Annotated in this window: 19 protein-coding genes and 2 pseudogenes; 9 read left to right on the top strand and 12 right to left on the bottom strand. The window is 70.9% G+C overall.

Annotated features, from left to right (window positions below; genetic code table 11):
- Positions 1–222 precede the first annotated feature (222 nt).
- Positions 223–450: pseudogene (locus GAK38_RS05665) on the top strand (transposase); the annotation flags it as partial.
- Positions 451–454: 4 nt separating this feature from the next.
- A pseudogene (locus GAK38_RS05660) lies at positions 455–751 on the top strand (integrase core domain-containing protein); the annotation flags it as partial.
- Positions 752–790: 39 nt separating this feature from the next.
- Here GAK38_RS05660 and GAK38_RS05655 read toward each other — a convergent pair.
- The 9 genes from GAK38_RS05655 to GAK38_RS05615 all read right to left on the bottom strand — a co-directional run bounded on the left by GAK38_RS05655 (position 791) and on the right by GAK38_RS05615 (position 13,181).
- The gene (locus GAK38_RS05655; protein ID WP_325342181.1) at positions 791–1,078 is read right to left on the bottom strand and encodes a CRISPR-associated endonuclease Cas1; all 288 of its coding nucleotides are present in this window, start codon (positions 1,076–1,078) and stop codon (positions 791–793) included.
- Positions 1,063–1,728: a CRISPR-associated protein Cas4 gene (cas4, locus tag GAK38_RS05650; protein WP_325342179.1), complete on the bottom strand. Its 666-nt coding sequence runs from the start codon at positions 1,726–1,728 to the stop codon at positions 1,063–1,065. Before cas4 ends, GAK38_RS05655 begins: the two co-directional genes overlap by 16 nt.
- 26 nt (positions 1,729–1,754) lie before the next feature.
- Complete coding sequence (gene cas7c / locus GAK38_RS05645) at positions 1,755–2,651, bottom strand: type I-C CRISPR-associated protein Cas7/Csd2 (protein WP_325342177.1); 897 nt, start codon at positions 2,649–2,651, stop codon at positions 1,755–1,757.
- The gene (gene cas8c / locus GAK38_RS05640; protein ID WP_325342176.1) at positions 2,648–4,480 is read right to left on the bottom strand and encodes a type I-C CRISPR-associated protein Cas8c/Csd1; all 1,833 of its coding nucleotides are present in this window, start codon (positions 4,478–4,480) and stop codon (positions 2,648–2,650) included. Before cas8c ends, cas7c begins: the two co-directional genes overlap by 4 nt.
- Positions 4,477–5,151: a type I-C CRISPR-associated protein Cas5c gene (cas5c, locus tag GAK38_RS05635; protein WP_325342175.1), complete on the bottom strand. Its 675-nt coding sequence runs from the start codon at positions 5,149–5,151 to the stop codon at positions 4,477–4,479. Before cas5c ends, cas8c begins: the two co-directional genes overlap by 4 nt.
- Positions 5,152–5,528: 377 nt before the next feature.
- Positions 5,529–7,802, bottom strand: a complete 2,274-nt coding sequence (locus GAK38_RS05630) for a CRISPR-associated endonuclease Cas3'' (RefSeq protein ID WP_443089156.1) — start codon at positions 7,800–7,802, stop codon at positions 5,529–5,531.
- 71 nt (positions 7,803–7,873) lie between these two features.
- Positions 7,874–8,347 carry a CreA family protein gene (locus GAK38_RS05625; protein ID WP_325342172.1) on the bottom strand — a complete coding sequence of 158 codons (474 nt, stop codon included), beginning with the start codon at positions 8,345–8,347 and terminating at the stop codon, positions 7,874–7,876.
- On the bottom strand, positions 8,344–10,920 hold the full coding sequence (gene cphA / locus GAK38_RS05620; protein WP_325342170.1) for a cyanophycin synthetase: 2,577 nt from the start codon (positions 10,918–10,920) through the stop codon (positions 8,344–8,346). The genes GAK38_RS05625 and cphA overlap by 4 nt, the downstream gene beginning before the upstream one ends.
- Before the next feature lie 44 nt (positions 10,921–10,964).
- Positions 10,965–13,181, bottom strand: coding sequence for a cyanophycin synthetase (locus GAK38_RS05615; protein WP_325342168.1), 2,217 nt, complete (start codon positions 13,179–13,181; stop codon positions 10,965–10,967).
- Between the two features lie 122 nt (positions 13,182–13,303).
- On the opposite strand from GAK38_RS05615, the gene GAK38_RS05610 reads away from it, so the two are divergent.
- The 7 genes from GAK38_RS05610 (at position 13,304) to GAK38_RS05580 (ending at position 22,340) form a co-directional block, all read left to right on the top strand.
- Entirely contained in the window at positions 13,304–15,514 is a 2,211-nt protein-coding gene (locus tag GAK38_RS05610; protein ID WP_325342167.1) for a cyanophycin metabolism-associated ABC transporter, read from the top strand.
- 44 nt (positions 15,515–15,558) lie between these two features.
- Complete coding sequence (locus GAK38_RS05605; protein ID WP_325342165.1) at positions 15,559–16,029, top strand: cyanophycin metabolism-associated DUF1854 family protein; 471 nt, start codon at positions 15,559–15,561, stop codon at positions 16,027–16,029.
- Positions 16,030–16,034: 5 nt separating this feature from the next.
- Positions 16,035–16,736, top strand: a complete 702-nt coding sequence (queC, locus tag GAK38_RS05600; RefSeq protein WP_325342163.1) for a 7-cyano-7-deazaguanine synthase QueC — start codon at positions 16,035–16,037, stop codon at positions 16,734–16,736.
- Positions 16,737–16,749: 13 nt separating this feature from the next.
- On the top strand, positions 16,750–19,890 hold the full coding sequence (locus GAK38_RS05595; protein ID WP_325342161.1) for a PAS domain S-box protein: 3,141 nt from the start codon (positions 16,750–16,752) through the stop codon (positions 19,888–19,890).
- 33 nt (positions 19,891–19,923) lie between these two features.
- Positions 19,924–20,451: an Hpt domain-containing protein gene (locus GAK38_RS05590; protein ID WP_325342159.1), complete on the top strand. Its 528-nt coding sequence runs from the start codon at positions 19,924–19,926 to the stop codon at positions 20,449–20,451.
- A 48-nt stretch (positions 20,452–20,499) separates the two neighbouring features.
- Positions 20,500–21,486 (top strand): HD domain-containing phosphohydrolase, encoded by a 987-nt coding sequence (locus GAK38_RS05585; protein ID WP_325342157.1) that lies wholly within the window; start codon positions 20,500–20,502, stop codon positions 21,484–21,486.
- A 116-nt stretch (positions 21,487–21,602) separates the two neighbouring features.
- Complete coding sequence (locus GAK38_RS05580) at positions 21,603–22,340, top strand: hypothetical protein (protein ID WP_325342191.1); 738 nt, start codon at positions 21,603–21,605, stop codon at positions 22,338–22,340.
- Here GAK38_RS05580 and GAK38_RS05575 read toward each other — a convergent pair.
- The 3 genes from GAK38_RS05575 to GAK38_RS05565 are packed head-to-tail and all read right to left on the bottom strand — an operon-like array spanning position 22,324 to position 25,567.
- Positions 22,324–24,105 carry an ABC transporter ATP-binding protein/permease gene (locus GAK38_RS05575; RefSeq protein WP_325342155.1) on the bottom strand — a complete coding sequence of 594 codons (1,782 nt, stop codon included), beginning with the start codon at positions 24,103–24,105 and terminating at the stop codon, positions 22,324–22,326. The two genes, GAK38_RS05580 and GAK38_RS05575, sit on opposite strands and share 17 nt — an antisense overlap.
- Positions 24,106–24,152: 47 nt before the next feature.
- Positions 24,153–24,554: an EF-hand domain-containing protein gene (locus GAK38_RS05570; protein WP_325342153.1), complete on the bottom strand. Its 402-nt coding sequence runs from the start codon at positions 24,552–24,554 to the stop codon at positions 24,153–24,155.
- 53 nt (positions 24,555–24,607) lie between these two features.
- On the bottom strand, positions 24,608–25,567 hold the full coding sequence (locus GAK38_RS05565) for a 5'-nucleotidase (RefSeq protein ID WP_325342151.1): 960 nt from the start codon (positions 25,565–25,567) through the stop codon (positions 24,608–24,610).
- Positions 25,568–25,620: the final 53 nt, after the last annotated feature.

The raw sequence follows: 25,620 nt of genomic DNA, 5'->3' as shown, positions 1-25,620 counted from the left end.
GACTGGGGCCGCGCAGCCAAGGAATGGCGCGAGGCGATGAATCAGTTCGCCGTGCTCTACGATGAACGCTTCACGAGGCACGCGCATGGCAGCCTGTGAGGGGCTGAGCCATGGGTCCATGGGCCAAACCGGGGGGGCCTCCGGCGGCCTGGCAGGGGCCTGATAGATCAACAGCCAGAAACCAGTCCACCAACCGCCTCACACACAGAAATACTGACAGCCCCGCACAGTCCATGGCAGCGTGGCACCAACGAGAACACGAACGGCCTGCTGCGACAGTACTTCCCCAAGGGTACAGACCTATGTCGGTGGGGTGAGCCAGAGCTTCAGGCTGTGGCCACCACCTTGAACAACAGACCACGCAAAACCTTGAGCTGGAGGACACCGGCTGAGGCTTTAAATGACTACCTAAAATCCGCAGCTCAACCCGGTGTTGCGACGACCGGTTGAATCCACCCAATACGTGAGCCTGCGCTACAGCGAGCGGCTGGCCGAGGCCGGGGTCGAACCCTCGGTAGGCAGCGTGGGCGACAGCTACGACAACGCGCTGGCCGAGACAATCAACGGGTTGTACAAGGCTGAGGTGATCCACCGACGGTCGTGGCGCAACCGGGAGCAGGTGGAACTGGCCACGCTGGACTGGGTGCACTGGTTTAACCACAAACGCCTGCTGGGGCCGATCGGGCACATCCCGCCAGCGGAAGCCGAAGCGGCTTACTATCGGCAGCAAGCCGGTCAGGCCAAAGCGGCCGGACTCAAACCAAACGGTCTCCAAGAAAGCCGGGGCGGTTCAATATTGCTGCCGGCGCAAGAGCACGTTGCCCGACACCGGGCCTTCCACGCGTGCAAGGAATTTGCCGTTGGGCGTCAGAAAGCAGGTGCTGATGCCCTGTTCGGCGCAGTAGCCCAGCAGGGGAGGGGATACCAGCACGCGGCCGAAGCACACGAGACTTTCCAGCATGTGCACCGGCAGGCGGGCACGCACCTGCTGCTCCACCTCCATCACGATGTTGGCGCCGTCCTTGTGCAGCCACGCGCCCTCGGTGGTGACGTACAGGGTGTTCAGTTGCTTTCGCATGGGTGATCGTTTTGGATGCCATCGTGCAGTTGGCGGGCCAGCCAGGCGCCGACGCTGGTGCTGCGGCGCAGCAGCCTGGGCTGGCACAGGTCGATCAGCGAGCAGGCATCGCACCGCCGGGCGCGGTAGTCGGCGGTGGGTGTGGTGCCCGATTGCAGCATGGCGCGCGTGGCGGCGATCGTCTCGCGCGTCAACTGGCGCAACCCGCTGTCGAAAAGCACGTCGGTGCGCCGGCGCGTCTCGCCGTAGAACAGCGCGCCTTGTGGAACGTCCTGCTCCAGCATCGTCTCCAGGCACAGCGCCTGGGCGCACAGCTGCACTTCGTCCGCCCTGTGGGCTTTGGGACGGCCGCGCTTGTACTCGACGGGGAATGCCTGTTCCCCGGATGCTCCGCCATGGAACTCCACCACATCGGCAATGCCGGTGATTCCAAGGCTGGCATCGGCGAGCGGCATGGCGGTCACGGTGCGCACGCCGCGCCGCCGCTCGCCGCGCGGCCGGTCCGTCCGCTCGTGCAGCACGCGTCCCTCGGCGGTATGGCGGCTCTCCGCCCAAAGTTGTTCGACGTGGATCAGCGCGCACTGGCGCGGGCAGTACAGGTAATGCTGGAGGGCGGAGATCGGGATGAAGTCGTCGTAGTCGTCCTGCATGTCCTTCCTCCGCCTCCTGCCTGCCGTCAGAGCAGTTCTTTCACCGAGACGCCTGCGGGGATCGACTCTCTGTCGATCTCCACGCGGTAGTCGGCAAAGCGGCGCGGCGCCGACGCCTCGCCTTCGGCCTGCGTCCGGACGACCTTGACCGCGTCGAACAGCACATGGGCCGGGGCGTTGCCCATAGCGCTTTCGTGCTCGAACACGATCAGCTTGCGGGATGCCATCTCTCCGCGCGCCGCCGAGCGGTCGTGTTCGAACAGGTTCGCCAGCGCACGCCAGAGAAGCTCCAGGTCCGTATCGGAGAATCCGGTGCGCTCGGCCAGCTTGGCCGAGACGAATCCATGCGCGCGGTACAGCCCGTACGGAATGATGTGCTTGCGCCCCATCGTACGGTTGTCGCCGCTCTGGGCCTCGGCTTCCTTCTCGGTGGTCACGGCCATGCGGGTGATCGAGATTTCCAGCGGCACGACGGGGTCGACCGACGTGGCGAAGGCCAGCTGGACCGGGCCTCGCACCTGCCCGGCGTTCACGCCGGTCGTCATCACGGCACCGAACGTGCGCACGTCGTAGAAGTTGCGGCACATCCAGGCCGTCAGTTCGCGGGCCTTGGCCTCGTCCTTGGGCAGCTTCTTGTACTGCTCCTTGGCGTCGGGCGGTAGGCCCAGCGCCTCCCATGCCTTCTGGTGCTGCTGGTTGAGAATGGCCTTCTCCTGCATATAGATGGCGTAGCCCGCGACGTCCTCCTTGTCCAGCGTGACGAAGTTGCGGATCTTGCGCTTAAGGCTCACGTCCGTCACCAGCCCCCGGCTGGTTTCCGGATCCAGGCGTGGCAGGTTGCCGGCATCGGGGTCACCGTTGGGATTGCCGTTAGTGATGTCGAAGAGAAAAACGAACTCGTAGCGGTGGCTGATGGCGGTCATTCGGGGGCTCCCTCGTCGGTGGTGTCGGTGTCGTCGCTCGCATCCGCAGCGTCGGGCTTGTCCTTCGGAAAGCGGCTTTGCGACTGGTGGTAGTAGCCGACGGCGAACCGGCCCTGGTCTTCGATGCGCAGGCTGGATGGAAAACTGTCGGACAGCCCCTCGACGATCTCGCGGATGTCCTTCTCCAGGTTCACGGCCACGCCGGGCTTTTCCTTACGCAGCTTGCCCAGGTGGTTCTGCGTGTTGCGCAGCAGCACGGGAAATACCGAGGCCGGGGTGGCCGACGCGGCGCCGTAGTAGCGATCGCGGATGGTGGCGTTGACCTGGCCGCCGAGGGCGCTGCGTTGCGCAGCCTCCAGCACGGCGAACAGGCGCCCCAGGCGATAGCCCGGGCTGGTGGATTGCCTGTCGAGACTCACGGGAACCTCCTCTTCTGTGTCATGAACGGTGGAACGGGACAGGCGCTGCCGGCGTGCCAGCACGGCCTTGCAGAGCGCCACGCGGACCGGCGAGATGTCGCCATCGGCGCGCATGCGCATGAGCGTGTTGACCAGCAGGCTGCCGGGGTAGCGCGAGCCGCTGAGCACTGCGCGCATCAGCTCGCCCGCCAGCTGCGGTGGCACGTCCTCGGACTTGGCACGGCCGTCGCGCGACGGGGCGGTGACCAGCGCCAGGCGCCACAGCGGGGGCATGGTCTTCCAGGGCGCGGGTGCGATGCGCAGGTCCTGCGCGTGCCGGGCGACATGCCGGGCCAAGTCGCCCAGGGTGTCGACGTGCCAGAAGCGAACCGAGATGCGCGAGGCGTTGGGCGCCAGGCCCAGCACATAGATGCGCGTCGATTCGTGCAGGCGCGGGTCGATGTCGCGCAGCGGCTGGCCTTGCGCCAGCTTGACGAGTGCCGCGCGCAGCGCGCCGGCTTCCTGCGCATCGGTCGGCGTGTCGTCCCAGGTCCAGGCGGCTGCCAGCAATTCCTCGGCCGCCTGGGCCTCGTCTTCGCTGGCGGCTTCCGCCCAGAAAACCACGCTGGCGTCGCCCATTTGCAGGCGCTGGCGGTTGTGCTCGCTGCGGCGCAGCAGGTGGTTGAGCACCGTGGTGTAGGCAAACGCAGCCTGCTCCGACACCGGCGCGTTCTCGCCCTGGCTCTTGCCGTAGGAGGTGAACGACTCCAGGTTGAACGACACGATGGAGGCGCCCGAGCTCTGCGCGCCGTTGACGCCCTTGATGGCAGGATGCAGCCGTGCGATGGGCAGGCGCTCGCCCGTGACGAGGCAGGTAGCGGCAGCGGCTGTGCTTTCGCCATCGCCGCCGTCCAGCAGCCGGTCGCGCGCCGCCTGCGCAGCAGGCCGCTCGTGCAGATAGGTGCTTTCGCCGTCGAGCCGGAACACGAGGTTGGCGTCCAGCATGTCGGGCGTGAACGGCATCGCGAATCGTTCGGGCGTCCAGGCCGTCAGGAAGGCCAGTAGCGCCTGCAGGCCCGGGTCCGCCGTGCCCGCAAGGCTGGCCTCGTGCCATGTCTTGAACGCCTGATGCTCCTTGTCCGCCCGCTTGCTGGAGGCGCTGACGCCGAGCACGTAGCTCGTCTTGTCCCAGAGGAAGTTGGGCTTGATGTCGACCGTGCGCTTTTCGGGTTGCGGCACGTTCATCAGGCGCGGCAGTGGCTTCTTGCCGCTGGTGTCGCGGATGTCGTTCACGTCCACCACGCGGCCATCCGGCGACAGCAGGACGGCGTAGCTGATCTTCTCGGGGCTGTAGCCGAAGGGCGACAGCCCTTCCTCGCCGCGCGCGAGCAGCCGCTGGTAATAGCGGTCGAGGGCCTGGAGGATGCTCATCCCTTGACCTCATCGCTGTGCCACGGCGGCACCTCGACGATGCCGTCCACCAGCCGCGCGCGGAAGAAGCGCGGCTCCATGCCCCTGTCGCAGTCGATGTCGTGCAGCATCCAGCCCAGGTCGCGCTCGCCGAGCAGGCTCTCGTGCCGGGCAGGTATAGGCGCATCGCCTTCGAGCAGCCGGAAGTCCGCCGGGAACTCCCGCACCCCGAGGCACGGCGCCTGGAAGCACTGGCCCTTGCGCGCCCTGCGGTTGAAGATGTCCAGGTGCTTGCCTACCGAATCGTCGGGGCCAGCCTTGCGCGTGAGTTCGAAGTGCGCTTCGATCACATAGGCCACGTCGCGCAGGATAGTGGCCGCGCGCTGCTGGCGGTCTTCGTCCACGTAGTTGGCGAGGCCGGCCGTCGAGCCGGCCTTCATGGCCTTGGCGACGCTGGCGGGGGATATCTTGCTGCCCACCTCGTTGCGCCGGATCGACTCGAAGCGGACCGGGTTCAGGACGTGGATGCGGTCGATGTGCCAACGGATCGCCGGCTGCCAGTGGATCGCGTCGAGGATGCCGCGCGCAGCGGATGGGGTGATGACGTCGTAGGAGACGCGCTCTACCTTCATCTCGGGGCGGGTAAAGCAGGCGCGTTCGCCCTTCACCAAAAGACAAACGCCAAACGCCATAAGCCCTCCTTGAGTTTGTTTTTTGATGCCCGCGTCTTCCGACGCGAGCACCTCCTATCAACCCCTATGCGCTAACACATCAATGTTTCTACCCACGTACCCGGCTGGGTACGACATAGCTGCCGTGCATACCTCTTGCACGGCAGCAAAGTCCTTTAGACTCTTCTGGTCATATGGCTGTAGACCAGATACCTACCCTCCCTCCTGCCTCTGGCCGGTACCGCGCTTCAGCGGTGGGTTGTCCAGAACGCCTCAGTGTTTGCAGACACTGAGGCGTTCGCCTTTTCTGGGCCAGAGTGTGATGGCGAGAAGCAGTTGTGTCAATGCCCCCTATGGTGGATCACCCCATTTGAGGAAACACTTCAATGAATAGTAAGCTACCCCATCAACTTCTCTGTGTGTAAGAGCGCTGGGTTTTCCCATCGCAGACCATCACAAGAGCTGTATAAATCCGTGTTTATCAACTTCATGAATTGCAGCCCCCACTTGTGAGGATTGATGGGAGCCACAGCTCCCGCGCGGTACAGCGCGTCGAAAGCGTTCTTCGGAAGCTGCACCAGATAAGGCTGCAAGCGCCGCGCGATCCCCACGCTTCCTTCGGCGTTCTCAAGCGCTTCCAGCGCCGCGCGTGCCCTGTCGTCATAGGGCACGATCACCGGCATCTGCATGCTGTCGATGAGGCGGAACCGGGCGGCCAGCGTTTCCATCGGCAGGCTTTCAGGCCGGCTCTCGCTGAGCAAGGCCATGAGGCCGGTCGCATCGAGTTCCTCGTCGCCCTTCTGCCAGTAGAGCTGCTCGAAGTAGCGCTGGATCGCCTCGGGCCGCAGCGGGTCGTCGGCGAACTCCCGCAGCACTTCGCGGGCAGCCTGTGCGTACTGCCGGAGTTCTGGCGGCGGTGCCCAGTCTTCGTTCGCGGTGGCGAAGACGAGCACGTCGCTGGCGTCCAGCGGCCGTGTGCCTTCGCGGTTGCAGCGGCCCGCGGCCTGGGCGACGGAGTCCAGGCCTGCCTCGGCGCGCAGCACGGCAGGGAAGTCCACGTTGACCCCGGCCTCGATGAGGCTGGTGCTGACCAGCCGGCAGGGCGCGCCGGCCCGGAGCATTGCGCGCACTTCCGCCAACACCTCGCTGCGGTGGCGTGCGCACATCAGCGTGGTCAGGTGCCGCGCGCCGGGCAGGTCGGCCATCGACTGGTAGACCGCCCGCGCGTGGCGCCGGTTGTTGACGATGCACAGGACCTGCTCGCGCGAGCGCATTTCCGCCGTCAATGTGGCGTCGTCCCAGGTGCCCACGTGCCGGACCCGTACCCGTTCGAGCTGCCGGAACAGCCGGGACGGTTCCGGCGCCAGTTCGCGCACGTCGGACAGTCCATCCTTCAGCGTGCCGAGCGCGGGCTGCGTGGCCGTACAGAGCACCACGCTCGTGCGGTAGTTGCGCGCCAACTCGTCGATGGCGGCTACGCAGGGTCGCAGCAGCTTGAGCGGCATGGTCTGCGCTTCGTCGAGGATCACGACGCTGCCGGCGATGTTGTGCAGCTTGCGGCACTGCGACGGGCGCGCGGCGAACAGGCTTTCGAAGAACTGTACGGCCGTGGTGACCACGATGAGCGCATCCCAGTTCTCCATGGCCAGCCGCAGTTTCTGCGCTGCCTGGTACCTCTCGGGGTCGTCGCGCGGCGGTGGTTGCTCCTCGAACGCGCTGTGGTGTTCCAGCACCGCCGCCTCGCCGAGCGGCCCGAGGGCCTTGCGGAACACCGCGGCGTTCTGCTCGACGATGCTGGTGAAGGGAATGACGAAGACCACGCGCCGCAGGCCGTGGCGGATCGCATGGTCGAGCGCGAACGCCAGCGAGGCCAGCGTCTTGCCGCCGCCCGTGGGCACGGTCAGCGAGAACAGGCCCGGCGTGCGCTCCGATGCACCGCGGACATGCCGCAGGATGTCCGCGCGCAGCCGATTGACGTCACTGTCGGCGCGGAAGGCGCCGAGATAACGGTCGAGTTGCTCGCGCAGCGCCGGCAGGCCCGGCGCTGCGGTGCCGTGGCGATGGTCGGGCTGCCGTTCCAGTGCGCGGTAGAAGCGCTCGGTGTCGATGAAGTCCGCGTCCACGAGGCAGGAGAACAGCATGCGCAGCAGGAACGCCATCTGAAAGGGCTGGCGGTCCCGGATCTGCCGGCGGCTCGCGCCATAGGGGCGAAAGCCTGCCGGCATGGACAGCTGCGACGGCAGAAGAACGTCCCGTTCCCACGCCGGGTCCAGCGGCGGCAGGTCGGCGGCCAGCCGGTCGGCCAGCGGGGTGCGCTCGCCCTCGCCCTGTCCGTTGGCCAGGCCGGCATGGTGGCCTGCGATGCCGTAGGCCAGCAGCTGGCCGACGAGGCCGTAGCGCTGCACGGCCACGCGCGCGCCGTGGGTGGAATGGTCGACCCGCTGCGGGCTGCCACGCAGCCGGTCCTGGAAGGGCAGGGTGTACTTGCCCAGGTCGTGGAGGTGGCCGATGACGACAGCCAGCGCCTCGGCGCCGAAGATGCTGGCGAACCGGCCCGCCCATTCGGCGACGTTCCTGAGATGGTCCGGCAGGCGCTGCCAGACCGCCTCCGGCAGTCCTGCCACCGAATGCGCATAGAACGCGCCTTGTCGTGCCTCCCGCCCATCGGCCATGCCGAATACCCTCCCATGTGCGAAACATCGTTGTTGCACATGGTTTCAATTGGGCGATCAATGGAAAAGCGCTACTTCACCGGGATCGCCATCTGCCGCGGCACCGCCACCGCCGTCACGCTGTTCTGCGGCGAGCCGTCGATGAGCTTGTCGGAATAGCTCAGGTAGACCAGCGCGTTGCGCGCCGGGTCGGCCATGCGCACGACGCGCAGGCGCTTGAACACCAGCGAGATGCGCTCGCTGAACACCTGCTGCTGGCGCGGGATGGGCGCGGGGAAGGCGATCGGACCGGTCTGCACGCAGGCGATCGACGCCTCGGCCCGATCCTCGGCCAGCCCCAGCGTGCCTTTGACGCCGCCCTTGCGGGCGCGCGAGAGGTAGCAGGTCACGCCCTGGACGCCCGGGTCGTCGAAGGCTTCGACGACGATGTCGTGGTCGCGGCCGAGCCACTGGAAGGCCGTGTCCACGTCGCCGATGCGCTCGGCCCGGGCGGCTGCGCAGAGGCACAGGGCGGCCGCCAGCGCGGCCAGGGGGCGGTACGTCATTCGGAACACCGCTTGTGCAGATGCGCCAGCGCCTCTTCCACCTGATCCACCAGCACCAGGCACAGGTCACCCGGCTGCAGGCGGGCCAGCGCGGCGTCGATCGCGGTGAACTCGCCGTGGATCTCCTCGACGTGCGCGGTACGCGGCGCGCCGCGCAGGCCCTCGCGCAGCAGCGCGGTGACCTCGCCGTCGGCGCGGCCGCGCTGCGCGGCGTCCTGGTACAGGACCACGTCGTCGAACGCCGCGCCGAGGATCACGGTCTGCGCGCGGATGTCCTCGTCGCGCCGGTCGCCGGCGCCGCTGATAACGACCGCGCGGCGCTTGGCCGGCAACGCGTCGACCGCGGCCACCAGCGCGCGCATCGCATCGGGGTTGTGGCCGTAGTCGGCGATCACGGTCGCGCCGCGGTAGTCCATCACGTTGAAGCGGCCCGGCGCGTTGTCGGCGTCGTTGACGAAGCCGGCCAGGCCGCGGCGGATCGTGTCCCAGTCCAGGCCCGCGCCCCAGGCCGCCGCCACGGCGGCCATGACGTTCTCGACCTGGAAGCCGATGGCGCCGCCGCGCGTGATCGGCACGTTGGCCAGCGGGATGCGCTCGCGCCACGAGCCCTCGGCCGCGATCACCGCCTCGCCGTCGACGTAGACGGTGCGCAGGCCCAGCGCACGGTGCGTGGCCATCACCGGATGGTGGCGGTCGGCCGCGAAGTAGATCACCTGGCCCGGGCAGACCGCGGCCATGGCGGCGACGACCGGGTCGGCCGCATTCAGCACCGCATGGCCGGTGGGCGCCACGTTCTGCACGATCACGCGCTTGACCGCAGCCAGGTCCTCGACCGTCGTGATGTAGTTCAGGCCCAGGTGGTCGCCTTCGCCGATGTTGGTGACCACGGCGACCTGGCAGCGGTCGAAGCCCAGGCCCTCGCGCAGGATGCCGCCGCGCGCGGTCTCGAACACGGCGGCGTCCACGTCGGGGTGCAGCAGCACGTTGCGCGCGCTCTTCGGGCCCGAGCAGTCGCCGCTGTCGATCTGGCGGCCGGCCACGTAGACGCCGTCGGTGTTCGTCATGCCGGTGCGCAGGCCGGCGGCGGTGAACAGGTGGGCGATGAGCCGCGCGGTCGTCGTCTTTCCGTTGGTGCCGGTGACGGCCACGACCGGGATGCGGCCGTCGTTGCCCACGCTCGCCGGGCCGAACAGGTGGTCGATCATGGCCTCGCCGACCGCGCGGCCCTTGCCGAACGAGGGCGACAGGTGCATGCGCAGGCCGGGCGCAGCGTTGACCTCGACGATGCCGCCGCTCTGGTCTTCCAGCGGGCGCAGCACGGTCTCGCAGACCACGTCCACGCCGCAGATGTGCAGGCCGACGATCTGCGCGGCGGCCACGGCGCGCGCGGCGACCTCGGGGTGCACGTCGTCGGTCACGTCGGTGGCGGTGCCGCCGGTGCTGAGGTTGGCGTTGTTGCGCAGGATCACGCGCTGGCCCAGCGCCGGCACCGAAGCGGGCGTGAGGCCCTGGGCGGTCAGGCGCGCGACGGCGATGTCGTCGAAGCGGATCTTCGTGAGCGACGTGGCATGGCCCTCGCCGCGCCGGGGGTCGCTGTTGACGATGTCCACCAGCTCGCGCACCATGTGCTCGCCGTCGCCGGTGACCTGCGGCGGGTCGCGCCGGGCCGCGGCCACGAGCCGGTCGCCGACGACGAGCAGGCGGAAGTCGTGGCCCGGCAGGTACTTCTCGACCAGCACCTCGCCGATCTCGGCGGCCGAGCGGTAGGCCTCGTCGAGCGCGGCGCGGTCGGTGATGTTGACCGTCACGCCCTTGCCCTGGTTGCCGTCCTGCGGCTTGAGCACCACCGGCAGGCCGATCTCCTGCGCGGCGGCCCAGGCGTCGTCGGGGCTGGCCGCCGGGCGGCCCAGCGGCACGGGCACGCCGGCGGCATGCAGCAGGCGCTTGCTCAGGTCCTTGTCCTGCGCGATCGATTCGGCCACGGCGCTGGTGGTGTCCAGTTCGGCCGCCCAGATGCGGCGCTGGCGCGCGCCCCAGCCGAACTGCACCAGGCTGCCGCTCGTGAGCCGCTTCCACGGGATGCCGCGCGCGGCGGCGGCCTTGACGATGGCGCCGGTGCTGGGGCCCAGGCGGTCGTCCTCGTCGGTCTCGCGCAGTTCGGCGACGGCGGCCGCGGCGTCGAACGCCGTGCCGGCCTGCGCCGCGGCGATCAGCGCCTGCGCGTGGTCGAAGGCGCGGCGGCCGACCGACTCTTCCGAATACTCGACCACGACCTGGTACACGCCGGGCTCGACCGTCGCGTGGGTGCGGCTAAAGGTGACCGGGCAGCCGGCCTGGGCCTGCAGCGCGAGCGCGGCGGATTCGAGCACGTGGGCCAGCGAGAGCGGACCTTCGTAGGCATCGTGGCGCAGCGCGCCGATGGCGGGGAAGAGGGCGCGCAGGCGGTCCTCGAAGCCTGGCAGGCCGGTGTCGATCGAGCGCTCGGGCGCGCTGCAGCGCAGCACGGCCTCGATGGCGGTGTGGCGGCTCCAGAGGTTGGGGCCGCGCAGGGCACGGATGCGGGAGACTTCCATCGTCGTTGTTGTCGGTTCAGAACAGGGGGAGCGGCGGCGTCGCGTCAGAACAGGGTGGGCGCGGGCGTCGCCCGCGCGGGCCGCGCCGGCAGCACGTCGGTGTCGAAGGTCTTGAGGCCGGCGGCGATCAGGTCGGGCGCGATGTCCAGCGCCCAGCCGGTGGCGACGGCGGCGAGCAGCGCCTCGACCGCCGGGCCGTCGGCGGCCGGCGACAGGCTGACCAGTTTGCCGAGCGGGCGTTCGGCCGCACCGGTGACCAGGATGACCCGGCCGCCCTGCAGGAAGACGGCGCGCCCGCCTTCGGCGCGGTGCGCGGCCAGCGCCGGCTGGTCGCCCTGCTCGGCGTAGAAGACGATGCTGCCGTCGCAGAGTTCGGCCAGGTCGGCCACGCGCGGGTCGGCCGCATGCAGCACGCCCACGCCGCTGTCGAGCACCACGTCGATCTGGGTGCGGACCACCTTGCGCATCTGCGCGTCGTCCTGCACGTCGAAGTCGGCCAGCGCTTCGGCGCCGTCCATGTCGGTGACCACGCCGACCTGGCAGCGGTCGTAGGCCAGGCCGTCGCGCAGGATGCTGCGCGCGCCGTTCTCGATCACCGCGGCCTGCACCATCTGGTTGACCAGCAGGCGGCGGCCGGCCTCCCAGTGGGCGCTGTCGCCGGCGTCCACGCGGCGGCGGTCCAGGTAGAGGCCGTCGCCGCAGGCCACGCCGGTGTGGTGGCCGGCCAGGTGCAGCAGCCAGGCGACCAGCCGGGCGATGGTGGCGGTGTGGCGGGTGCCGGTCACGCCGACGATCGGGATGCGGCCGGGCGCGGCCCCGCCCTCGTCTTCGGGGAACAGGTGGGCGGCGATGGCCTGGCCCACCGGGCGCGGCGCGCCGACGGCGGGCTTCAGGTGCATCAGCAGGCCCGGGCCGGCGTTGACCTCGACCACCGCCGCGCCCTGCGCGGCCAGCGGCTGGGAGATGTCCTGCGCCACCAGGTCGATGCCGGCGATGTCCAGGCCGACCACGCGCGCGGCCAGGCCCGCGAGGTGGGCCACGTCGGGGTGCACCAGGTCGGTGCAGTCCACGGCCACGTTGCCGTTGCGCTGGATCAAGACCTGGCGGCCGGCCTCGGGCACGGCGCCGGCGTCCAGGCCCTGGCGGCGCAGCTGGAGCTGCACGGCCTGGTCCTTCCACACGTCGATGGTTTCGAGCGGGAACTCCTCCTCGATGCCGCGGCGCGGATCGCTGTTGAGCTGGCTGTCGATCAGCGCGGCCACGGTGTCGCGGCCGTTGCCGGTGATCGCCACGACCTCGCCGCGCGCGGCGGCCACGACCTTGCCGCCGACGACCAGCAGGCGGTGCTCGTCGCCGCGGATGTAGCGCTCCACGATCACCTCGCTGCCTTCCTTGTCGGCGAGCGCCCAGGCGGCCTCGATTTCCTCGCGGGTCGACAGCTCCAGGGTCACGCCGCGGCCGTGGTTGGCATCGGTCGGCTTGACGACCACCGGCAGGCCGCTGTCCTCGGCGGCCTCCCAGGCTTGCGCGGGGCTGGCGGCGATGCGGCCTTCGGGCACCGGCACGCCGCAGGCTTGGAGCAGGCTCTTGGTCAGGTCCTTGTCGCGCGAGATGCCTTCGGCGATCGCGCTGGTGAATTCGCTCTCGGCCGTCCAGATGCGGCGCTGGGCCGCGCCGTAGCCGAGCTGCACCAGGTTGCCGTCGTTGAGGCGGAAGTGCGGGATGCCGCGGTCGGTGGCCGCGCTCACGATGCTGGCGGTGCTGGGGCCGAGGTAGCTGTCGTCCACCTCCTTGCGCAGCCGGCGCACGGCCGCGTCCACGTCGAACGGCTGGTCGTTGATGGCGGCCATCAGCAGCCGGTGGCCCTCGGCCAGCGCGACGCGGGCGATCTGCTCGTCGCGCGCGCGGAACACCATGCGGTAGACGCCGGGCTGCGAGGTGCTGCGGGTCTGGCCGAAGCCGGTGGCCATGCCGGCCAGGTTCAGCAGCTCGATGACGACGTGCTCCAGCACGTGGCCGCACCAGGTGCCGCCGACGAGCCGCTGCAGGAAGCCGCCGCGCTCGCCCACGCCGCAGTGGTGCTCCACCAGCGCGGGCAGCCAGGCGGTGAGCCGCTCGTTGAGGCCGGGCAGCTTGTTGGAGGGGAAGTCCTCCAGCCGCCCGAGGTCGAGCCAGACTTCCAGCACCGGACGGTAGGTCCAGATGTTGGGGCCGCGCAGGTAGTTGATGCGCAGCAGGCGGATGTCGTCGAAACGTGGCATGAGGGTATATGCTGAAGGTGGCAGCCAGTCAGCCGCTGTGGGACAGTAGGGTGGGGAGTACATGCGCCCTGGGGCGCGGCGGTGGTGCGTTTCGGCGACAATCCGCGCCACGGAAACCGAACATGCCACATCCTCATCCTGTTGTCGAAGTCTCCGGTGACGCGTCCGGCCCCGAGGGCGCCGGCCTGCAAGCGTTGCTCGCTGAGGACGAAAACGTTCTCGTCTCGCTGCCGGTTGACCTCGACGCCGGCCTGCGCTTCGCCCCGGGCGGCTGGGTAGTGCTCACTGCGCGCCGCCTGCTGGCCCGCCGGCCGGGCGAGGGCGGCTGGCAGGACTGGGCCCTGGCGCCGCAGCTGCGGCTGCACCTGGCCGACCACGGCGGCGTGGGCGCGCTCGAACTCTGCGACAGCCACCGCCGGCTCGCGGCCTGGCACTTCACGCTGACCGGCGGCCCGCAGGCGCCGCGGCTGGTGCGGCTGTTCGGCCAGCTGGCCGCCGGCGCCGGGCTGGAGGAGGAAGAGGCCGGCCCCGAGGCCGAGGAGCCGGCGCCGCCGCCCTCCACCTGGGTGCTGCTGCGCCTGGGCCGCTTCGCCCGGCCCTACCGCCGGCAGCTGGCGATCGGCTTCGCGCTCACGCTGGCCTCCACCGCCGCGACGCTGGTGCCGCCCTACCTCACGATCCCGCTGATGGACGACATCCTGATCCCCTACCAGAGCGGCAAGCCGATCGAGCCGGCCCATGTGCTGCTCTACCTCGGCGGGCTGCTGGCCTCGGCGCTGGCGGCCTGGGGCCTGGGCTGGGCGCGCACCTACATCCTCGCGCTGGTGTCCGAGCGCATCGGCGCGGACCTGCGCACCACCACCTACGAGCACCTGCTGCGGCTGTCGCTCGACTACTTCGGCGCCAAGCGCACCGGCGACCTGATGGCGCGCATCGGCTCGGAGACCGACCGCATCAACGTCTTCCTGTCGCTGCATGCGCTCGATTTCGCCACCGACGTGCTGATGATCGCGATGACCTCGGTCATCCTGTTCTCGATCAACCCGTGGCTGGCGCTGGTCACGCTGGTGCCGCTGCCGTTCATCGCCTGGATGATCCATGCGGTGCGCGAGCGGCTGCGCACCGGCTTCGAGCGCATCGACCGGGTCTGGTCCGAGGTGACCAACGTGCTGGCCGACACGATTCCCGGCATCCGCGTGGTGAAAGCCTTCGCGCAGGAGGCGCGCGAGGCGAAGCGCTTCCGCGACGCCAACCAGCACAACCTGCAGGTCAACGACCGCTTGAACCGCACCTGGAGCGTGTTCACCCCGACCGTCTCGCTGCTCACCGAGATCGGCCTGCTGATCGTCTGGGCCTTCGGCATCTGGCTGGTCGCGCGCGAGAGCATCACCGTCGGCGTGCTCACCGCCTTCATCGCCTACATCGGCCGCTTCTACACGCGGCTCGATTCGATGAGCCGCATCGTCTCGGTCACGCAGAAGGCCGCGGCCGGCGCCAAGCGCATCTTCGACATCCTCGACCATGTGAGCAACGTGCCCGAGCCGGCCCATCCGGTCAAGGTCGAGCGGCTCGCCGGCGGCATCGAACTGCGCCGCGTGGGATTCCGCTACGGCAACCGCGCGGTGATCCGCCGGCTCGACCTCGACATCCGCCCCGGCGAGATGATCGGCCTGGTCGGCCACAGCGGCTCGGGCAAGAGCACGCTGGTCAACCTGCTGTGCCGCTTCTACGACGTGAGCGAGGGCGCGATCCTGGCCGACGGCATCGACATCCGCCGCATGGCCGTGGCCGACTGGCGGCGCCACATCGGCCTGGTGCTGCAGGAGCCCTTCCTCTTCTTCGGCACCATCGCCGAGAACATCGCCTACGGCAAGCCGGACGCCAGCCGCGCCGAGATCGTGGCCGCCGCCCGCGCCGCCCATGCGCACGACTTCATCCTGCGGCTGCCGCTGGGCTACGACTCGCTGGTCGGCGAGCGCGGCCAGGGCCTGTCGGGCGGCGAGCGCCAGCGCATCTCCATCGCGCGCGCGCTGCTGATCGACCCGCGCATCCTGATCCTCGACGAGGCCACCTCGGCCGTCGACACCGAAACGGAAAAGGAGATCCAGCGCGCCCTCGACAACCTGGTCCAGGGCCGCACCACGATCGCGATCGCCCACCGGCTCTCCACGCTGCGCAAGGCCGACCGGCTCGTCGTGATGGACCGCGGCGAGGTCGTCGAGGTCGGCCCGCATGATGCGCTGATGGCCCGGCAGGGTGCATACTGGCGGCTGTATGAGGCCCAGGCCCGCAAGGATGGAGCGCTGGAAGATGATACAGTAGGGAGTATGTAGCCGGCCTTGCCGCCTGTGCCGTCGGCCCACATCGCGGAATTGCCATGACCACGCCAGCCTTCGAACTCCACCGCGGCCCGTTCGGCCGGCTCCAGCTGCTGCTGCCGGGCGGCGAGCGCCATGCCGACGTGGTGCCGGTGCGCGCCTTCCCGCTCGCTGCGCCGCAGGAGGGACTATCCCTGGTCGGCGCCCACGGCAAGGAACTGGTCTGGATCGAGCGGCTCGACGCGCTGCCCGAGGCCCCGCGCGCGCTGATCGAGGAGGACCTGGCCGCCCGCGAGGTCATGCCGGTGGTCCGGCGCATCGCCGCGGTCTCGGGCTTCTCGATGCCCAGCACCTGGCAGGTGAAGACCGACCGCGGACCGACGCAGCTGGTGCTCAAGGCCGAGGAGGACATCCGCCGCCTCGGCAGCGGCCGGCTGCTGATCGCCGGCAACCACGGGCTGCAGTTCATCGTGCCCGACCTGGCCGCGCTCGACCGGCCCTCGCGCAAGCTGCTCGAACGCTTCCTGTAGAAGACATGCATACCTCCGCTCTCGTCCTCTTCTCCGGCGGCCAGGACTCGGCCACCTGCCTGGCGCTGGCGCTCGAACGCTACCCGCGCGTGGAGACCCTCGCCTTCGACTACGGCCAGCGCCACCGCGTGGAGCTGCAGGCCCGCATCGAGGTGCTGGCGCAGCTGCGCGCGCGCTTTCCCGCCTGGGCGCCGCGCCTGGGCGCCGACCACGTGCTCGACGCCAGCGTGCTCGGCCAGGTCAGCGACACCGCGCTCACCCGCGACACCGCCATCCGCATGGAGGCGGGCGGCCTGCCCAACACCTTCGTGCCCGGGCGCAACCTGCTGTTCCTCACGCTCGCCGCCGCGCTGGCCTACCGGCGCGGGCTGGAGGTGCTGGTCACCGGCGTCTGCGAGACGGATTTCTCCGGCTACCCCGACTGCCGCGACGACACCGTCAAGGCGCTGCAGGTGGCGCTGTCGCTCGGCATGGACCGGCGCCTCGTCATCGACACGCCGCTCATGTGGCTGGACAAGGCGGCCACCTGGGCGCTGGCCGAGCGGCTCGGCGGCGCCGAACTCGTCGATGTGATCGTCGAGCACACCCACACCTGCTACCTTGGCGACCGCAGCCACCGCCACGACTGGGGCTGGGGCTGCGGCAGCTGCCCGGCCTGCGAACTGCGGGCCCGGGGCTGGCGGCGCTGGAAGGACGGCGGCCCGTGAGCGCCGCAGGCCGATGCACCACCTGAGCGACCGGTTCGTCCCGCCCGGCGCGCCCGGCCCCTGGCTGGCTGGCAGCTACGCGCCCGCGCTGGTGCTGCTGTCGATCGGCGTGGCCGTGTTCGCCTCCGTGCTGGCGCTGCACGAGGCCGGCCTGGCGCGGCGCGCGCCCACGCCGGCGCGGCGCGAGGCGGCGATCGCCGCCGGCGCCTTCTCGCTGGGCATCGGCATCTGGTCGATGCACTTCATCGGCATGCTGGCCTTCGACCTGGGCGTGCACGTGCACTACGACGGACCGGGCACGGCGCTGTCGTTGCTGCCGAGCCTGGCCGCGTCGTGGGTTGCGCTGCGCGTCGCGGCCGGCGGCACGCTGGGCACGGCGCGGCTGGTGCTGGCCGGCGTGCTGGTGGGCGCGGGCGTCGGCGCCATGCACTACAGCGGCATGCTGGCCATGCGCATGCAGCCCGAGCTGCGCTACGACGTACGCTGGTTCGCGCTGTCGATCGCGGTCGCCGCCGGGCTGGCGGCGCTCGCGCTCCGGGTGCAGCAGGCGCTGGAGCACCGCCGCGTGCGGCGCGGCCTGGCCCCGCTGGCCGGCGGCACTGTCATGGGCCTCTCGGTGGCCGGCATGCACTACTGCGGCATGGCGGCGGCCCGCTTCGGCGGCATGGCCGAGATGGACTACGACCTCGGCATCCAGAACCTCGATGCGCTGGCCCTGTCGGTCGCCCTCGTGGCCGTGACCACCACGCTGGTCGTCTTCGCGTTCAATGCGCTGCTGCGCTACCGGGCGCTGTTCCTGCGGGTGCGGGCCAGCGAGGCCAGCCTGCGCGCCGTGGTCGACACGGCGCAGGACGGCATCATCACCTTCGATGGCGAGGGCCGCATCCAGGGCTTCAACCATGCGGCCGAGCGCATGTTCGGCTGGACCGCGCCGGAAGCCGCCGGCCGCAACCTGCGCGAGCTGCTGCTCGGAGGCGCCCGGCCCGACGCCGGCGCCGCCGCGCCCTGGCAGCAGGCCATCACCGACGGGCAGGCGCTCCAGGCCGTGCGCCGCGACGGCACCACGCTGCCGGTGCGCTTCGCCGTCGGCCGCGCCGAAGTGGACGGCCGCCAGCTCTACGTGGGCTGCGCCACCGACCTGAGCGCCGAGCGCGCGATGGAGCAGGCGCTGCGCGACCGCGAGCAGCAGTACCGCTCGCTGATCCGCAACATTCCCGGCACCGCCTTCCGCGCGCTGCCCGACGAGCACCGCACCATGCTGTTCGTCAGCGAGGCGGTGGAGGCGATGACAGGCTGGCCGGCGGCCGGCTTCATGGGCGGCCAGCGCCGCTTCGCCGACCTGATCCATCCGGACGATGCCGGCAGGGTGCGCGAGGAGGTCCGGCGCTCGGTCGACGGCGACCGCAGCTACGAGGTCGAATACCGCCTCCACCATGCCGACGGCCGCGAGCGCTGGGTGTGGGAGGGCGGCAGCGCCGTCCGGGCCGGCGACGGCCGCACGCTCTGGCTCGACGGCGTGATCCTGGACATCACCGACGCCAAGCTGCGCCATGCCGAATACGAGGGCAAGGTGCACGCCACCAGCCGCGCGATGGCGGTGGTCGAGTTCGATCTCCACGGCCGCGTGCTGGCTGCCAACGACAACTTCCTGCAGATCATGGGCTACTCGCTCGACGAGGTCTGGGGCCGCCACCATGAGATCTTCTGCGACCCGCGCGCGGTGCCGCACGGCGAGAGCGCGGCGATGTGGCAGCGCCTGGGCCGCGGCGAGTTCGAGGCCGGCGACTTCCAGCGCCGCGCCAAGGGCGGCCGGCCGGTCTGGCTGCAGGCCACCTACAACCCCATCTTCGGCGCCGACGGGCGGCCGTTCAAGGTGGCCATGCTGGCGTCGGACATCAGCGAGCGCCACGCGATGGAGGAGGCGCTGCGCGAGGCCAAGGATCGGGCCGAGCTGGCCGCCGCGTCCAAGACGACCTTCCTGGCCAACATGAGCCACGAGATCCGCACGCCGATGAATTCCATCCTCGGCTTCACCGAACTGCTGCTCGGCACCGCGCTGGAGGCGCGCCAGCGCCGCCACGTCGAGACGGTGCACCACTCGGCGCGCACGCTGCTCGCGCTGCTCAACGACATCCTCGACACCGCCAAGCTCGAACGCGGCGCGATGGAGCTGGAGCTGCTCGACTTCTCGCTGCGCGCGCTGTGCGAGCAGGTCATCGCGTCGCTCTCGATCACCGCGCGCAACAAGGGCCTGTCGCTCGCGCTCGAATACGACGAGGCGCTCGGCGACGTGTTCCGCGGCGATGCGCTGCGCATCCAGCAGATCCTCACCAACCTGCTGGGCAACGGCGTCAAGTTCACCGAGCGCGGCGGCGTGCGGCTGGAAGTCCGGCCGGCCGCGGGCGGCGGCGTGGACTTCGCGGTGCACGACAGCGGCATCGGCATCGCGGCCGACCGCATCGGACGCATCTTCGAGCCGTTCGCCCAGGCCGACGCGTCGATGAGCCGGCGCTTCGGCGGCACCGGCCTGGGAACCACCATTGCGCTGCAGCTGACCGAGCGCATGGGCGGCGCCATCCGCGTCGACAGCGCCGTCGGCGTGGGCAGCACCTTCCGCGTCTTCCTGCCGCTGGAGGCCGGCGCCCCGCTGCCGCAGGCCGCCGGACCGCTGACCACGGCAGCCCTCCGGCCGCTGACCATCCTCGTGGCCGACGACGTGCCGCAGAACGTGGAGCTGCTGTCCATCGCGCTCGGCCGCGGCGGCCACACGGTGGTCGTCGCCACCGACGGCCTGCAGGCGGTGGAGCTGTTCAAGACCCAGCCGGTCGACGTGGTGCTGATGGACGTGCACATGCCGCTGCTCGACGGCCTGGCCGCCGCGCGCCGCATGCGCCTGTTCGAACGCGAGCAGGGCCGCCGGCCGCTGCCCATCGTCGCGCTGACCGCCAGCGTGCTCGAGCGCGACCGCCGCGCCGCGCGCGAGGCCGGCATGGACGGCTTCGCCTCCAAGCCGGTCGAGACGGCCCGCCTGCTGGCCGAGATCGCCCGGGTGACCGGCGCGCTGGCGCCGGGCGGCCCGCCGGCAGGCCCCGAGCCGATGGACATGCCGCCGTCCCCGCCGCCGCCCGAGGGCGGCGCCGTCGCCATCGACTGAGACCGCGGGCGGCGGCTCTGGGGCGACGAGACCGTGCTGCGGCGCGCGCTCGGCCGCTTCATCGCCGAGCAGCGCGGGGGCGCGCGCGACGGCCTGCTCGCCGACGCCGGGGCCGCGCGCCACGAGGCCGCCCAGCTCGGCGCCCACCGCCTGCGCGGCGCGGCCGCCAACCTCGGGCTGGCCGAGGTGCAGGCGCTGGCCCAGCAGGCCGAGCAGGCCTTCGAGGACGGCGCGGCGCAGCGGGCGCGGGACGCGCTGGAGGCGCTGCGCGGCGCGCTCGCCGCGGTGGAGCAGGCCTTCGCCGCCCGGCCGCTGCCGCAGCCGCCGGGTGCCGCGGCCGCCGCCATCGGCGCCGGCGGCACGGTCGACCTGGCCGCGCTGGCCCGCGCCGCCGACGCCACGCTGTCGCGCGGCGAGCTTGACGACGAACTGCTGGCGCAGCTCGACGCCGGGCTGCGCGCCGCGGGCCATGCCGCCCTGGCCGCGGGCATCGCCCGGTCGGCCGAGGTGTTCGATTTCGAACGGGCGCGCAGCCTGCTGAGGGGCTGGATGAAGGCGTAGGCCGGCGGACGCTGCGCCCGTTCGCGTTCGTGAGACACTGCGGCGGCCATGTCTCTCGCCCCGCCACCCGACGGCCGCCCCCGCATCCTGCTCGTCGACGACGAGCCGGCCAACCTGCAGGTGCTGCGCCACCGGCTGCTGTTCGCCCGCGACGGCGCCCGCGCGCTGGAGCTGGCCCGCACCGCGCCGCCGGACCTCATCCTGCTCGACGTGATGATGCCCGGCATGACCGGCTACGAGGTCTGCACCGCGCTCAAGCGCGAGCCCGCCACCGCGCCGGTGCCGGTCATCTTCGTCACCGCGCTCAGCGACACCGACGACGAGGCCCGGGGCTTCGAGCTCGGCGCGGTGGACTACATCGCCAAGTCCATCAGCCCGCCGATCGTGCGGGCGCGGGTGCGCACCCACCTGGCGCTGGTCGCCGCCGAAGAGCTGCGCCGCACCCGGCTGCAGATCGTGCAGTGCCTGGGCGCGGCGGCCGAGTACAAGGACAACGAGACCGGCCTGCACGTGGTGCGCATGAGCCACTACGCCCGCGAACTGGCGCTGGCCGCCGGCTGGGGCGCCCGGGCCGCCGACGAACTCCTGCATGCCGCGCCGATGCACGACGTCGGCAAGATCGGCATCCCCGATGCCATATTGCAGAAGCCCGGCAAGCTCACGGCCGAGGAATGGGACGTGATGCGCCGCCATCCGCAGATCGGCGCGGACATCATCGGCGACCATCCCAGCGGCCTGCTGCGCATCGCCCGCAGCGTGGCGCTGACCCACCACGAGAAGTGGGACGGCAGCGGCTACCCCCACGGCCTGGCCGGCGACGCCATCCCGCAGGAGGGCCGCATCGTCGCCATCGCCGACGTCTTCGACGCCCTGACCAGCGTGCGCCCCTACAAGCCCGCCTGGCCGCTGGAGCGTGCGCTCGACCTGCTGCGCAGCGAGCGCGGCCGCCACTTCGACCCCGACCTGGTCGACCGCTTCGAGACCTGCCTGCCGGCCGTGCTGGACATCCAGCGCCGCTGGGCGGACGGCTCCTAGCCTGTCACCCGCAAAAAGTCCTTCATTTTTCCGGCACGTTGCCGATACCGGCGGAAAGCCGTCAAAGGTGCTTGTGCGCTGAGCCTGGCAACTCCTGACCAGCCCTGGGGGCCACCATGTCCATCCCGCCTGTAGACAGAACGACGACCACCACCACCGCATGGCGCGTGCAGAGCGCCGACCTGTACTCGACCGGCGCTTCCGGCGCCGTCGCGGTCCGGCCCGTGCAGCCGGTCAACGCCGTCGAGGCGGTCGACAAGGTGGGCGAGGGCGTGGTCATCCGCACGGCATCCGACACTGCAACGGATGCCCAGGCCGGTCTTTATACCCCCAATGGGTTAAAGCACGCAGCTGGCCTGCAGAGCGGGCTGGGGGATGATGGTGCCGGGGGTATTGATGGGGCGGCGGGCATCCTCGGGCCGGCGGCGGCCCGGGTGGGCGCTGCGGGCGCGGCCGGCGCCGCGGGCGGCGCCAATGCATCGGCCGGCGGCAGCTCCGCCGACGGCACGCCGGCCGGCGTGACCGACGTCGGCGGCCGCGCGCCCGCCAAGGCGGGCCAGGCGGCCGAGCAGCAGCCCACCGATCCCGACAGCGCCGACAGCGACTGGACGGTGCAGCGCGAGCAGAAGGAGGCCGCGCGCGCCGAGGCCCGGGCGGCCGCCGAGAAGGAGGCCGCGCGCGAGCCCATCTCCAAGCAGCTGCTCGAATTCCTCCAGTCGGTCTGGCGCGCCAGCGCGGGCGCCATCGAGGTCGCGCAGGAAAACAGCCGCGTCGCCGGCCAGGAGCGCGCGGCGCAGACGCCGCGCACCGAGTCGCCGATCTACTCCGACCCCACGGTCAAAAAGTCGTCGTAGCGTCCACGGCCCCGGCTGCCACCGTGCCGGCGGCCGGGTCGATCACCCACTGCGTGCGGTGGAACGGCGCGACGCTGTCGCGGTGCGCCACCGACACCAGCGCGCCGCCGCGCTCGCGCACCAGCGCCGCCAGCCTTTCGTACACCTGCCGCTCGGCCGCCGCGTCCAGCGCGCTGGTGGCCTCGTCGGCGAACACCCAGGCCGGCCGCCTGAGCAGCACCCGTGCGATCGCCAGGCGCTGCTGCTCGCCGCCCGACAGCACGTGGCCCCAGCTCTCCACCGCGTCGAGCCGGCCGGCCAGCTGCGGCAGCAGGGCGTCGGCCAGCGCCTGGCGCAGCTGCGCATCGTCATAGCGCGCCGCCGGCTCCGGATAGGCCAGCGCGTCGCGCAGCGGCCCGTCGGGGAAGTAAGGCCGCTGGGCGATGAACATGCGGTCGGCCGGCTTCTCCAGCCGGCCGCGTGCGAACGGCCAGATGCCCGCGAAGGTGCGCAGCAGCGTGGACTTGCCGCCACCCGAGGGGCCGCGCACCAGCACGCTGTCGCCGGGCGCCGCGTCCAGCGCCGCGTCGTGCAGCAGCGTGGCGCCGCCGGGCAGTGCCACGCTCAGGCCGCGCGCCTGCAGGCGGTCGCCCTCCTGCACGGCCAGCTGGGGCTGGGCGGCGGTGGCGGCCTGGGCCTGCAGGCTTTCCTCGAAGCCGGTCAGCCGCTGCGTGGTCGCGCGCCAGACGGCGATGTCGCTGTAGTTGTCCACGATCCAGCTCATCGACGTCTGCACCTGGTCGAAGGCGCGAGCCATCTGCATCAGCTCGCCGAGCTGGATCGCGCCGCCGAAGAAGCGCGGCGCGGCCACGATCAGCGGAAAGACGGTGGCCGCCTGGCCGAACAGGCTGGTGAACCACACCAGGTTCTTCTGCTTGCGCACCAGCTGCAGGTAGTTGCCCATCACCGCGGTGAAGCGGGTGTCGAGCTGGCCGCGCTCCACCGCCTCGCCGCCGTCCAGCGCGATCGCCTCGCCGTACTCGCGCACCCGCACCATGTGGTGGCGGAAGTCGGCCTCCAGCGCCTGCTGGCCGAAGTTCAGCCGCACCTGCGGATGGCCGATCGCGAACGCGATGGCGGTGCCCGCGGCGCAGTAGAGCACCGCCATCCAGACCATGAAGCCGCTGACCTGCACCGTGCCGCCCAGCGCCGCGGGCAGCGGCAGCGGCGTGATGCCCGACAGCGCCCAGAGGATGCCGACGAAGCTCGCCAGCGTGACCACCGCGTTGAACAGCCCCATGCCGAGCGATACGGTGTAGCTGGTGAAGAGGTTCAGGTCCTCCTGGATGCGCTGGTCGGGGTTGTCGGGCGCGCCGCCGCCGGCGCTGCCGTAGCGGGCCAGCTCCAGCCGGTAGAACGCCTTGGCCGCCAGCCACCGGTCGAGGTAGTGGTCGGTCAGCCAGCGCCGCCAGCGCAGCTGCAGCAGCTGGGTCAGGTAGAACTTGTAGACCGCAATGACCATGTAGCCCAGCGCCAGGTAGCTGAAGCGGCCCAGCTGGTGCCAGAACACGGCGGCGTCCTTGTTCTGCAGCGCGTCGTAGAAGACGCGGTTCCATTCGTTGAGCTGGACCAGCATCCAGACCACGCCGAGGTTGAGCGCGACGATGGCCGCGAGCAGGCCGCGCGCCTTCCACCGCTCGCCGGAATCGCGGAAATAGGGCAGGACCAGCGCGCCGGCGCGCGCGAGTTCGGTGCGCATGCGGCGCACCCGGGTCAGTATCGTCATCGGTTTTCTTTCTTCTTGTCGTGGCGTGGAATCCGCCGGGGGTGCGCTCAGGGCAATGCGCCGTCGTGCTGTTGCTGTTGTTGCTGCTGCGCCGCGCGCTTGGCCGCATCGCGGCGCGCGCGGTAGATCTTGGAGAACGCGCGGATCTCGTCCTGGCTGACGTAGCCGTCGTGGTCGGTGTCGGCTTCGTCGAAGGCGGCCGAGAGCTGCGGGATGAAGGCCACCTCGTCGCGGCTCAGGCGGTTGTCGTGGTTGGCGTCGAGCAACTGGAAGTCGCGGATCGCCTTCTGCTCGCCCCTGCTGATGGGGCGGCCGTTGGCGTCGGTGGCGGGAACGTCGGCGCCGGAGGTCGGCGCAACCTCGACGCGGACCTGGGCCTGCGCCGCGGCGCAGGCCAGCAGTGCGCCGATGGCAAAGGACAGGGGGCGGAGAACACGGTGGTCAAGCATGGCCCGCATGGTGGCACGGCACGGCCGCGCGCGCACGCCGTGCCGGCAGCACTTCACCGCGTGTTACGGACTTTTGCGGCGGCTTTGCGCACGGCGGCCGCGGAGGTATCGACCCCGGCGGCCAGCGGACCGGCGCCGACATGGCCGGCCGGCACGTGGCGCGCGGCGCTGTCCACGTGCACGTTCTGGTCGTCGAAGAAGAAGTCGGGCTCGAACTGGCGCAGGAACGGCCCCTTCTCCAGACCGCCGAGGAACATGGCTTCGTCCACCGACAGCTTCCACTCCATCAGCGTGTTGATGGCGCGCTCGTGCGCCGGCGCGCTGCGGGCCGTCACCAGCGCGGTGCGGATGCGCATGCCGGTCACATCCTCCTGCCGGCGCAGCTTGGAGAGCGCGGCCAGCAGCGGCTTGAACGGCCCGCCCGACAGCGGCAGCGCCGCCTTGCTCGTCTCGTGCGCCTGGAACGCGGCCAGGCCCTGGGCCTGGTAGACGCGCTCGGCCTCGTCGGAGAACAGCACCGCATCGCCGTCGAAGGCGATGCGCAGCTCGTCGGGGTACGTGGCGCTGGCCGCGACCGACTCGGTCAGCACCCGCGCGGCCGGGTAGCCCAGCGCCAGCGCCTCGCGCACGTCGTCGTGGTTGGCCGAGAGGAACAGGTCCGCACCCAGCGGCTCCAGGTAGCGGAACGGGTCGCGGCCCTGGGTGAATACGCCGCGCTCCAGCGGCAGGGCGGCCTCCTTCGCCGAATGGAAGATGCGCAGCGCGCTCACCGGGTCGTTGCGCGAGAGCAGCACCACCTCCACCCGCTGCGCCTGCGGCGTGTTGAACTTGAGCAGCTTGTGCACCAGCGGATAGGCCACGCCGGGCTTGGCCGGCACGGTGCGCCGCTCCAGCTGCAGCTGCATGTAGGGCTGCGGGTCCTTCGGGTCGAAGACCCGGTTCTCCTCCGCGAAGTCGAACAGCGCCCGCGAGGAGATCGCGACCACAAGCTTGTCGTCGAGGGTGATGGGCATCAGGAGTATATGCGTATAGCGCGCAGAATGAAACCGCTATGAAGGGGATGACC

Origin of the sequence: Xylophilus sp., from assembly GCA_009914555.1 — a bacterium.
In the GTDB taxonomy this organism is placed as follows: Bacteria; Pseudomonadota; Gammaproteobacteria; order Burkholderiales; family Burkholderiaceae_C; genus WNDY01.
Note: the sequence above shows the minus strand (reverse complement) of the source record. Positions and strands in the feature narration are given on the sequence as shown.